Source organism: Ruegeria sp. SAZD011, from assembly GCF_059612545.1.
Genome location: NZ_JBXWQU010000041.1, coordinates 45192 through 56263 on the forward strand (window position 1 = coordinate 45192; position 11072 = coordinate 56263).

Sequence of the window (11072 nt, forward strand, 5' to 3'; positions counted from 1 at the left end):
ACGTCAGGGTGCGCGGCCAAGGGAGGAGCATGCCATGACGACCTACAACGTTGCCCTGAATTTCGAAGATGGCGTCACGCGCGTCATCCAGTGCGATGACGATGAGAAGGTGACCGATGCGGCCTTCCGTCAGAAGATCAACCTGCCGATGGATTGCCGGGATGGCGTCTGCGGCACCTGCAAATGCTTCGTCGAGAAGGGCGAGTACGAGCTGGAATTCTACATGGACGAGTCGATGAGCGACGAAGAGGCAGAACAGGGCTATGCGCTCACCTGCCAGATGATCCCGGAAAGCGACTGCGTCGTGCGCGTCCCGGCCTCGTCCGCCATCTGCAAGACCGCGCCCGAGGCCGTGGAGGCCGAAGTGCAGGGCGTCGACAAGCTCTCCGAGACCTCCTTCGGTCTGCGGGTGAAACTGGCCAAGCCGATCAACTTCCTGCCGGGCCAGTATGTGAACCTGACAGTCCCCGGTACGGACAAACACCGGTCCTATTCCTTTTCGTCCGCACCGGGCGTGCAGCAAGCCACCTTTCTGATCCGCAACCTGCCCGGCGGTGTCATGAGCACCTATCTTGGCGAACAAGCGAAGCCTGGCGACGCTCTGACCGCAACCGGTCCGATGGGGGCCTTTTATCTGAGGCCAATCGAGCGCACGCAGGTTTGGCTCGCCGGTGGCACCGGTCTGGCGCCGTTCCTGTCGATGCTGGAACAGGTGGCCGAGCAGGGAGCAGAGCACCCGATCACGCTTTATTATGCCGTGACCCGCGCCGCCGACCTCGTGGAACTGGACCGCGTCAACGCGCTTGCTGAAAAGATCGGCAACGTCACCGTGATCACCATTCTGGCCGCCGACGAAGACGCGCATGAGCGCAAGGGGTTCGTGACCGATCACCTCGGCGGCGATGACTTGCACGACGGGGATTGCGACGTCTATCTGTGCGGCCCGCCGCCCATGGTCGATGCCGTGCGCGCGCATTTCGGGAAACTGGGCGTCGAGCCTGCGAATTTCTACTACGAGAAATTCAACCCCACCGAAGAGAAGGCCGAAGCGGCATGACACGCCGGTTCGACGATAAGGTGATGGTCGTCACCGGCGCGGCACAAGGTATCGGCCGCCGCGTCGCCGAACGGGCGGCCAGCGAGGGGGCGCGTGTTCTGATCGTGGACCGCTCACCCGCCCGCAAGGACGTCGTCGCGGCGATCCGGGAGCATGGGGGCGAGGCCGAGGCGATCTCGGTCAACCTCGAGACCTGGGCGGGCTGCGAGAAGGCGATGCAAAAGGCCGTGGACCTCTGGGGCCGCATCGATATCCTGATCAACAATGTCGGTGGGACCATCTGGGCCAAGCCCTTTGAGCATTACGAGCCCAAGCAGATCGACGCCGAAGTGCGCCGTTCGCTGTTCCCGACTCTCTACTGCTGCCGCGCCGCCATTGAACGGATGCTGCCGCAAGGCTCGGGTACAATCGTCAACGTGTCGTCCATTGCGACGCGGGGCCTCAACCGGGTGCCCTATGCGGCGGCCAAGGGCGGAGTGAACGCGATCACCGCAAGCCTGGCCTGGGAAGTCGCCGAACGAGGCATTCGCGTGGTCGCCACCGCTCCGGGCGGAACCGAAGCACCACCACGGGTCGTGCCGCGCAACCCCAACGCCGAAGAAGAACAACGCGAAGACTGGTACCAGACCATCGTCGACCAGACGATCCAGTCCTCGTTCATGAAACGATACGGAACGCTCGACGAACAGGCAGGCCCGATCCTGTTCCTGGCGTCGGACGATGCTGCCTACATCACCGGGGTCACCGTCCCGGTCGGTGGCGGCGACTTAGGATAGGCCCTGAGGAGGGGTCGGAAACCAACTGGAGGAAATCCAAAATGAAACGCGCAATCCTGGCGGCCCTCGGGTTCGCCACCAGCTTTGCTATGCCTGCTGTGGCAGAAGAAGACATCAAAGTGGGGCTTCTGCTCCCTTTCTCGGGCGTCTACGCGTCGCTCGGCAATGAAATCGAGACCGGATTCAACCTCGGTCTGCAACAGTTCGGTTCCGAGAGCGACGTCACTTTCGAGATCGCCCGCGAAGACACCGAGGTGAAGCCGCCTGTCGCGCTTGGCAAGGCCAAGAAACTGATCCTGCAAGACAAGGTCGATGTCATGGTGGGCATCGTCAGTTCCGGTGTTCTGGGTGCAGTGCGTGACATGGTGCATGGCGCAGGCGTGCCACTGATCGTGGCAAATGCCGGCAATGACGAGGCCACCGGTGCCTCGTGCTCGCCTTTCATCACGCGGATGTCGTTTTCCAACGGCCAGATCAACCGTCCGATGGGCACCTGGATGGCCGAGCAGGGCGTTCGACGCGTGTTCACGCTTGCGCCTGACTATGCCGCCGGTCGCCAGATGATCGATGCCTTCACCGAGACCTTCACCGCAGCAGGCGGCGAGATCGTCGGGCAGGAATTCACGCCGTTCCAAAAGACACAGGACTTCGGTCCCTATCTCGCCCAGGCCAAGGCCAGCGGCGCTGACGCGGTCTATGTCTTCTATGCCGGGGGCGAGGCGATTTCCTTCGTCAAGCAATATGACAGCTTTGGCCTGAAAGCCGAACTCCCCCTCTATGGCTCGGGCTTCCTGACCTCGCCGCTTTATGTGAACGCACAGGGCGAGGCCGCCAAAGGCGTCATCACGGCGCTGCACTACGCGCCGACCATCGACAGCGAGGCGAACGCAGCTTTCGTGGCCGCCTTCACCAAGGAAACCGGCCGCGCTCCGTCGGAATTTGCCGTCCAGGGTTACGATGCGGCTCGCGCGCTGATTGAGGCAACAAAGACGGGCGCGAACGACCGTGCAGCTTTGGCAAATGCCCTGCGTCAGGTCAGCTTCGAGGGGCCGCGCGGTCAGCTCGCGATCGATCCCGCGACCAACAACATTATCCAGCCAATCTATGTTTACGAAACCGTCGCTGGTGAAGGTGGGTTGACGCAGAAAGTCCTCGCTCAGCTCCCCGCGGAAGCTGATCCGACCAATGGCTGCGAGATGGCACCCGTCTCCAACTGACCGAACTGTCCCGGCCGCTCGCCTGTGGCCGGGACAAAACGTTCGAGGAGGACCCTCAATGGCACATGATCTTGGATTCTGGACGCTTCAGGCATTGAACGCCCTGCAATTGTCCATGCTTCTGTTTCTTCTTTCCATCGGCCTCACGGTCATCTTCGGGCTGATGCATTTCGTGAACCTCGCGCATGGCTCGCTTTATGCTCTTGGCGCGTATTTCGCGGCCTCGCTGGCTGCCGTGGGCGGCTACTGGATGGGGTTCTTTCTGGCGCCCGTGGCGGTCGCCGGGGTGGGGATCCTGCTCTATTCCGGCCTCATCAAGCGGATGCGGAAATCGGGGCCCATGGCACAGGTTCTCGTCACCTTCGGGCTGATCTTTGTCCTGCTCGATCTGACACGCATCTTCTGGGGTGATCTGGCTCTTGCCATCGATGTGCCCGCGCTGCTTGGCGGACGTCTGACCTTCCTTGGTGTCGAGTATCCGACCTACCGGTTGTTCATCATCGTTCTGGGTCTCGCCATCTTCGGAGCCTTGGCCTTCGTGCTCAGCCGCACCCAGATCGGCGCGATGATCCGCGCCGGTGTCGACAATGATGCCATGGCGGCCTGTCTGGGCATCAATGTGGAACGGCTGTTCTTCATCGTCTTCTGTGTGGGCTGTGCCCTTGCGGGCCTGGCCGGTGCCGTCGCGGCACCGCTTCTCAGTGTGACGCCCGACATGGGTCTCCAGATCCTGATCCCGACGCTGATCGTGATCGTGATTGGCGGTCTCGGCTCGCTCAAGGGTGCCATCGCGGGATCGCTGATCTACGGCTTTGTGCAGACTTTCGGTGCCGTTCTGGCCCCTGGGCTGGCCTCTGTTCTCATCTATGCGCTTTTGGCTGCGGTCCTTGTGATCAAGCCAGAGGGCCTCTTTCCCGCGAGAGGATAAGACGATGTTTCGCCACAACACGCTTCGTTACACCGCTCTGGTCCTGCTCGCGGCCGGTGCCCTCTTCCAGGCTTTCACGGCCGAATATTTCGGTCTGGAGATCCTGACCGAAATCCTGATCCTTGCCATGCTGGTTCTGGCGCTCGACATCGTTGCGGGCTTCGGTGGCATGGTCTCGCTCTGCCATGGCGCTCTGATGGGGGTCGGGGCCTATGCCTATGCGATCCTGTCGACCAAGGCGGGGATCGCGCCGCCCGTCGCCATGGCGGGAAGCATTGCGCTGACCGGCGCGGCGGCCTGGGTCATCGGCGCAATCGGGTCGCGCAGCCATGGTATCTATTTCATCATGGCGACGCTCGCCTTCGGGCAAATGGCCTATTCCTACGTGTTCGAGGCGCCGATCTTTGGCGGCGATGATGGGTTGGGCGGCATATCCCGGCTGGATTTGAGCTTCGTCGGCGTTGATCTGAACGACAGCCGCAGCTTTGCACTCTTCTGTCTGGCCATTCTCGGGGCGGTCTATGGTGCGGCGGTGCTGATCCTGCGATCCGGTCTTGGCCGCTCGCTCACCGGAGTCATGCACAATGAACAGCGGATGCGAGCGCTTGGCCTGACGGTCTGGCGGGTCAAGGCCGATGTGTTCGGTCTGTCCGGCATGATCGCAGGCCTCACCGGCGCGCTGGCCGCACAACACATCATGTACATCTCACCGGGGCTGCTGAGTTGGACCGTCTCGGGCGAGGCGCTGGTTGTGGTGATCCTCGGTGGGCTTGGAACGCTTGTCGGACCGCTGATCGGAGCGGCGGCCTTTGTCGTCCTGAAACATGAACTGAGCGCGGTCACGACCTATTGGCACCTTATTGTCGGTGGCCTCCTGATCGCCGTCGTGATGAGCCGCGCCAATGGCATCTTCGGCTGGATCGAGGCCCGCTGGGGCGGCGTTTTCGACCGCCGCCTGGCTGATGCAACCCGCAAACAAGAGCCGGAGGAGGCGTTGACCGATGCTTGAGACACGTAATCTGGACAAGAGCTTTGGTGCCGTCCACGTCACGCGCAACGTGTCGTTGAAGCTGGAACGGGGCGAGCGCCGGGTGATCCTGGGGCCGAACGGGGCGGGCAAGACAACGCTGTTCAACCAGCTTGTCGGCGAACTGACCCCTGATAGCGGATCGGTGCATCTCGCCGGTGAAGATGTCACGGCACTTCCTGTGGCCAAACGCGCCCGTCGCGGGCTTTCGCGCAGCTATCAGAAGAACACGTTGTTCGATGGTCTGACGGTCGAGGAAAACCTTGGGCTTGCCGCCGCCGTGCACACGGGCCATGCAACGCGGCTGTGGTCGGACAGCCTGGCAAAACCCGAGGTTCGCGAGATCGTCGAGGAGGTGGCAAGCCAAGTGAACCTGATGCCGTTCATCCACGCGAAAGTGTCCGAGATCAGCTATGGCGTGCGTCGCCAGCTTGAAGTCGGTGTGGCGCTGGCCACGCGGCCGCTTGTTCTGTTGATGGACGAACCGACCAGCGGTGTCGGGCCGGAAATGTCCAAAGGTTTTCACGATCTGCTGGCGGGCCTGCCGCGCGACCTGACCATGCTGATCATCGAGCATGACATGGACCTCGCCTTTGACGTGGCCGACACGATCACGGTGCTCAACTACGGCGAAGTGGTCTTTGACGGGCTGCCGGAAGAAGCGCGTGGGTCGAGCCTGCTCAAGGAAATCTATCTGGGGAGCTGGGAAGATGCTTGAACTGAAAGCCATCGAATCCGGGTATGGGGAAACGCAGGTCCTCTACGGTCTGTCGCTTCAGGCACAGGCGGGCCGGGTCTTGGCCATCCTCGGGCGTAACGGTGCCGGCAAGTCCACGACACTGAAGACGATCATGGGTCTTTTACCGCTCAAGTCCGGCGAAATCCTGTGGGGTGGCAAGCCGATCGCGGGGCAACCCTTTGACATCGCCAAGAGCGGGATCGCCTATGTCCCGGAAACACGCGATATCTTTCCGTCTCTCAGAGTGCGCGAGAACCTTGAGATTGCGGCCAAGCGGTTTGGCGGCTCGAACCCTGAATGGACGATGGAGCGGGTACTGGATCTGTTTCCGCGTCTGGGAGAGCGCATGGAAAACGGCGGCACGCAGCTTTCGGGTGGCGAACAGCAGATGCTTGCCATCGCGCGCGGACTGCTGATGAACCCAAAGCTGCTGATCCTTGATGAACCGACCGAGGGCCTGGCCCCCATTATCGTCAAACTGATCCACGACAAGCTGCAAGAGCTGAAAGCGGCGGGTCTGTCGATGATCATCGTCGAGCAGAATTTCGGGTTTGCCACGTCGCTTGCCGATGACGTGGTCGTCGTCAGTAAGGGGCAGATCGTCTGGACCGGAGATGCCGAGGCGATCAAGGCCGACGAAGACGCGCAGCACACCTGGCTGGGCGTGTGAAACCTGCGTGCAGGGCCGACGCGCCCTGCACGCTCATCCCTTTTTGACAGGGCTTTTTCGCGCCACTTTCTGCGCGATGTTGACGAAATTCTTGACGTGCACGCCCTGTTCATCGAGGCGGTAATTCACCGACAGTTCGGTCCGCGCGATCTCGGGTTCGATATCGAGAAACTTCATCCCCTTGCGCGGTGCATTCGCGACGGATTCCGGGACGATGCACACCCCTTCACCGACCGCGACAAGGCTGAGCGCGGTTTGCAGATCCATGCACCAGATACGCAACGGCGCCTCAAACCCCGCATCCTCGACCGCCTTGAGAACCATGTCCGCATAGCTGGGCCTTGGTCGTTCGGGGTAGAGGATCAAGTGATGGGTCATAAGCCGTTCCAACTTGGCCACTGTCCGGGTGCCCGTATCGACGATATCGGGCAGGGCGAGGATCAGCTTTTCTTCGACCAGGTGCTTTGACAGGAACTCAGGGTCTTTCAGGGTTGGCCGGGCAAATACGACGTCGAGTTCCCGTGACACCAGGGACCGGTGCAGTTCGGCGTTGTTCATCGGGACCAGGCTCAGGTTCACGTCCGGGTAATTTGCCCGGTACGATCTGATGATGTTTGGCAGAATTCCGAATGTCGCAGAGCCGACGAACCCGATCCTGAGCCGTCCTTCGGCCCCTTGTCCCAGCCGACGCACCTCCAGTTGCGTGTCTTCAAGGTCTGCGAGGATTGTTTTGCCACGCTTCAGCAAACGCTCCCCTGCCTGTGTCAGGGTGATCGCGCTCCGGCCCCTGTTGAACAGGATCGCGCCGAGGTCTTCCTCAAGTTGCTTGATCTGACGGCTGAGCGGGGGTTGCGCCATGTCGAGGCGTTCTGCGGCGCGCCCGAAATGCAGCTCTTCTGCGACGGCGATGAAATAGGTCAGCTGTTTGAAGTTCATTTTCGCCGTCCTCCCCCGAACGGATGCGCGCGGGTCAGGGTGTCATGAAAGCGGGTCTGGGGCAATCCGTGCGGCGGCGTGGAGGTGTGACCTGGAGCTGTTTGGCCGGAGTTTTGGCACGGGCACGGGAATGACCGGTTTGAGCCCATTCCCACCGAAGTTCGGCTCAGCCGGGCTTTCTTCCGGTAACGACGAATTGAGGCGAAACAACCATGTATGTCCCTTCGGTATGTGCTTGTTCGACTTGTGAAACGATGTGATCAACAGCGTCGTGGTCAATCGTGCCACTTTCCTTGGCGTACTTCGCCATATTGCGGATCATGCCGAGCAGCCGCCCCTCAACATCTGCGTTGGCAATGATTGAAACGCGTACGTCCTGAAAGCCAGCTTCCACGAATGAAACGTATAGTTTCCGCCCCATGTCCGAATTGCGGCAAGCGTGCGATGCGGCTTCGACGAACTCTCTCCAAGGCTGATGGGCAACGGGCTCCGCTACCATCATGTACCAGTCACCGTCGATTACGTGAGCCAGTCCGCCGGGGCGAAGTACCCGATAAAACTCCACCAATGTGTTGACTGGATCGTCAACGTACATGAGGGCGTTTCGAGCCGTGACGCGGTCAAGCGAGGCGTCATCTATTGGCAAGGAGACGCCATCATTCAAATGGGTCGTCACTCGATCCGAGACACCGGCGGCAGCGGCATTCTCTTTGACCAAGTTCAGAAACTCGGCGTTGATGTCGATTGCGTAGACATGTCCAGCCGTTCCGACTTTATTGGCGAGCGCCACAGAAACTTTACCTGGCCCACATCCGAAATCAGCAACCGATTGTCCTAAAGCGATGTCGGCAGGAATGTAGAGCTGTTCCGCCGCTTTATCCCAACCGAAACCACTCCGATAGGCAGACATCCTTTCAGGTTCGATGCTTCGCCAATGCTCTTTGTAGAATGGTTCGCTTGTCAATTTTCTGCTCCGATAGCTTCCAGATTGGCCTTATCACGGATTGAACCTAATGGCAGTAATGTCCGCACTGCCAACACACGCCCTCTGCCAAACACCCCACAAGAAAAAAGGCCCCCGTCTTGCGGGGGCCAGTTTTCAGGGAGGTATCGGGGATTACTCGGCGGCGATCGCCTTTTCGTCGGCAGCCGTCTTGAGCACGAAATCGAACTCGAAATGCAGGTCGGTGCCCAGATCGGCAGCTGCCGGTTTGAACTTGCCGATCAGGCTTTCCTTGACCGCGAACACGCTGTCCTCGTCCAGCCATGCGCTGTCGGCGTCGTAGATTTGGCTGATCAGCGGGCGGTAGCCGTCTTTCGAGATGATGAAGTGCATGTGGCCGGGGCGGTTCGGGTGGTGGCCCATGAAACGCAGCAGTTCACCGGCGGTTTCATCATCCGGGATCGGGTAGGGGACGGGGCGCACGGCGACAAAGGCGTAATGGCCGTTCTCGTCGGTCTCGAACCGGCCGCGCAGGTTGTATTCCGGCTGATCGGGGTCGAGATTTTCGTAAATGCCGTTCGGCGCGTCTTCCCAGACGTCGAGCGTCACGCCGGCGATGCCGTTGCCGTTTTCATCCTTGATATAGCCTTCGAAATAGGCGGTTTCTTCGTTGTCATAGTGCTTCTGGATGGTCGAGCCGCCCTTGGGCAGAACCGGCGGGTTCTCGCGATAGAACGGGCCCAGTACGGTGGATTCGCTTTCGTTGCCTTCGACCGGGTTGGTCATCATGTCGACCAGAACCTCGACACCCAGGATGTCGCCCAGCAGGATGAATTCCTGGCGGTTGTCGTTGCAGAGCTTGCCGGCACGGGCGAGGTAGTCACAAACGAACAGGAATTCGTCGTGCTGCAGTTTCACGTCCTTGATGAAAGCGTGCAGGTGTTTGACCAGGCCGGTCGCGAGTTCGCGCTGGCGGTCGGTGATGTCGCCATGTTTGCCGAGGCTCTCGATCACGACGTCGGTGATGTTCTCTTGGTTGACGATGCCCATGGGTAAATCCTCCTCCTGGCAATCTGTATATCCGGTCACGAGTTGCATGACTGCCTCTCGTCGCAACACAGACTTTGCCGAATCCCCACGCTTACCCAATGCCCGCGGCGGTATCGGGTGATACCGACGGCGACCCGACCCTTGCGAACCTGGCGTTTCCCGAAAGGTCGCAAGGCAGAGTATTGACCCATACCCTCGCTGGCATGGCCCACGGGGCCGCGATCGTGGCAGCTATTCCCCAGCTTATGAACGCATGGGAGGCCAAGGTGATCGATACCTTCAAGCAAATACAAAAGCGCCTTGAGGCAACGCCGCATTTGCTGCGCCTCGGTCGGCTGTTTTCCGAAACCGTGCTTATCGAGGTGGGTGGCGATGAATTCTACCTGTCCTTCGAAAAGGGGCACATCGTCTCGGTGGTCGAAGGTCCCAGCCGCAAGACGCCTTGGCGCTTTGCACTGCGGACGGATGCCGAAGCGCTGAACAAGTTCTGGGAAATGCGGCCCGAGCCTGGATTTCACGACATCTTCGGACTGGTGAAGATCGGTCGCGGTCGGATCGACGGCGATATTCTGAGCCTCGTCAAAAACCTGCGCTTCTTCAAGGAAGTGCTGTCTCTCGCCCGCGCAAAAGAGGAGCTGGCAGCATGAGCATCGAGCCGATCACCGGTCGCTATGTCACCGTCTCCGTGGGCGGTGCCCCGCGTCGCATCTATTTCGAAGAGGCAGGGCAGGGGCGTCCGGTCATCTGCCTACATACCGCAGGCGCCGATACCCGCCAGTGGCGTCATCTGATGAATGACGCCGAGATCACCGCATCGTACCGCCTGATCGCCTTCGACATGCCGTGGCACGGCAAATCACTGCCGCCCGAAGGGTTCGAGACAGAGGAATATTTGCTGACGACCGAAGCCTATATCGAAACAGTTCTGGCCGTCATCGACGGGCTGGGTCTTGATCGCCCGGTCCTTGCGGGTTGTTCGATGGGCGGGCGGATAGCCCTGCAAATCGCAGCGCTTCACCCGGAAAAATTCAGCGGATTCATTGCGATAGAGGCCTCGGACTTCCAGCCTGCCTGGTACGATATCGACTGGTTCCACCGTCCCGACGCCCATGGCGGCGAAATGGGCGCGGCGCTCGTGTCGGCCAATATCTCGCCTTATGCGCCCAACTCCGAACGCTGGAACACGCTTTGGATGTTCATGCAGAGCGGTCCGGGCGTTTTCCGCGGCGATCTGAGCTTTTACACGCGCGACGACAGCCTGATCCCGCGTTTGCCGACCATCGATACAGCGGCGACGCCGGTGCATATCATCGTCGGGGCCTATGACCTCACCTGCACCCCGGAGGATGCCGAGCGCACGGCAAAGGCTATTCCCGGCGCCACGCTGGCGGTCATGGACGAACTCGGCCACTTCCCGATGAGCGAACACCCCGAAGGGTTCCGTCCGTTCTTTGTCGACGCACTGGAAAAGATGCCAAGCCCGACAGCGAAAGCTGCGTGACAGATCAACCCCTGCGCAGGAGGAGGAGCCATGTGCAAGAACGCGAAAACCCCGTGCCCCGGATGCAAGAAACACGAGAAAGTCGACGCGACCTGGATGTTCTTCATCGATGACGAGCGCAAGGCCATCGAGGCATCGCGCAAGCGTCCGGCACTGTTCGATCTATCCTTTCTGAAACCTGAACCCGGACATGCTGGCCTCCGTCCGGTCGCGTCCAACGGATAAGTG

At 60.5% G+C, this 11072-nt stretch carries 13 protein-coding genes; 10 read left to right on the forward strand and 3 right to left on the reverse strand.

Annotated features, from left to right (window positions below):
• The first annotated feature begins 34 nt into the window (after window positions 1-34).
• Genes benC through AC2FLM_RS20790 form a run of 7 tightly spaced genes read left to right on the forward strand, consistent with a single transcriptional unit; the run spans window position 35 to window position 6414 of the window.
• Window positions 35-1057: a benzoate 1,2-dioxygenase electron transfer component BenC gene (gene benC / locus AC2FLM_RS20760; RefSeq protein ID WP_496859806.1), complete on the forward strand. Its 1023-nt coding sequence runs from the start codon at window positions 35-37 to the stop codon at window positions 1055-1057.
• Window positions 1054-1833, forward strand: coding sequence for a benzoate diol dehydrogenase BenD (gene benD, locus AC2FLM_RS20765; RefSeq protein WP_234143803.1), 780 nt, complete (start codon window positions 1054-1056; stop codon window positions 1831-1833). The genes benC and benD overlap by 4 nt, the downstream gene beginning before the upstream one ends.
• A 41-nt stretch (window positions 1834-1874) precedes the next feature.
• Window positions 1875-3050, forward strand: coding sequence for an ABC transporter substrate-binding protein (locus tag AC2FLM_RS20770; protein ID WP_496859807.1), 1176 nt, complete (start codon window positions 1875-1877; stop codon window positions 3048-3050).
• Between the two features lie 58 nt (window positions 3051-3108).
• Entirely contained in the window at window positions 3109-3978 is an 870-nt protein-coding gene (locus AC2FLM_RS20775; protein WP_496859808.1) for a branched-chain amino acid ABC transporter permease, read from the forward strand.
• A 4-nt stretch (window positions 3979-3982) separates the two neighbouring features.
• The gene (locus AC2FLM_RS20780; protein ID WP_496859809.1) at window positions 3983-4987 is read left to right on the forward strand and encodes a branched-chain amino acid ABC transporter permease; all 1005 of its coding nucleotides are present in this window, start codon (window positions 3983-3985) and stop codon (window positions 4985-4987) included.
• Window positions 4980-5723 (forward strand): ABC transporter ATP-binding protein, encoded by a 744-nt coding sequence (locus AC2FLM_RS20785; protein ID WP_234222114.1) that lies wholly within the window; start codon window positions 4980-4982, stop codon window positions 5721-5723. Before AC2FLM_RS20780 ends, AC2FLM_RS20785 begins: the two co-directional genes overlap by 8 nt.
• A complete protein-coding gene (locus AC2FLM_RS20790; RefSeq protein ID WP_496859810.1) occupies window positions 5716-6414 on the forward strand; it encodes an ABC transporter ATP-binding protein in 699 nt (232 codons plus the stop codon). The genes AC2FLM_RS20785 and AC2FLM_RS20790 overlap by 8 nt, the downstream gene beginning before the upstream one ends.
• 33 nt (window positions 6415-6447) lie before the next feature.
• Here the strand turns inward: AC2FLM_RS20790 and AC2FLM_RS20795 are convergent, their stop codons facing one another.
• From AC2FLM_RS20795 to AC2FLM_RS20805, 3 genes are all read right to left on the reverse strand, one after another.
• Complete coding sequence (locus AC2FLM_RS20795; RefSeq protein WP_234222112.1) at window positions 6448-7350, reverse strand: LysR family transcriptional regulator; 903 nt, start codon at window positions 7348-7350, stop codon at window positions 6448-6450.
• Window positions 7351-7516: 166 nt separating this feature from the next.
• Window positions 7517-8314 (reverse strand): methyltransferase domain-containing protein, encoded by a 798-nt coding sequence (locus tag AC2FLM_RS20800; protein ID WP_496859811.1) that lies wholly within the window; start codon window positions 8312-8314, stop codon window positions 7517-7519.
• 153 nt (window positions 8315-8467) lie between these two features.
• Window positions 8468-9343 (reverse strand): dioxygenase family protein, encoded by an 876-nt coding sequence (locus AC2FLM_RS20805; RefSeq protein WP_496803322.1) that lies wholly within the window; start codon window positions 9341-9343, stop codon window positions 8468-8470.
• 98 nt (window positions 9344-9441) lie between these two features.
• Here AC2FLM_RS20805 and AC2FLM_RS20810 point away from each other — a divergent pair, with 98 nt between their 5' ends.
• From AC2FLM_RS20810 to AC2FLM_RS20820, 3 genes are read left to right on the forward strand one after another with little or no spacing between them, the layout of a single operon-like run.
• Complete coding sequence (locus tag AC2FLM_RS20810) at window positions 9442-9990, forward strand: hypothetical protein (RefSeq protein WP_496859812.1); 549 nt, start codon at window positions 9442-9444, stop codon at window positions 9988-9990.
• A complete protein-coding gene (locus AC2FLM_RS20815) occupies window positions 9987-10844 on the forward strand; it encodes an alpha/beta fold hydrolase (RefSeq protein ID WP_496859813.1) in 858 nt (285 codons plus the stop codon). The genes AC2FLM_RS20810 and AC2FLM_RS20815 overlap by 4 nt, the downstream gene beginning before the upstream one ends.
• A 30-nt stretch (window positions 10845-10874) precedes the next feature.
• The gene (locus tag AC2FLM_RS20820) at window positions 10875-11069 is read left to right on the forward strand and encodes a hypothetical protein (protein WP_496859814.1); all 195 of its coding nucleotides are present in this window, start codon (window positions 10875-10877) and stop codon (window positions 11067-11069) included.
• Window positions 11070-11072: the final 3 nt, after the last annotated feature.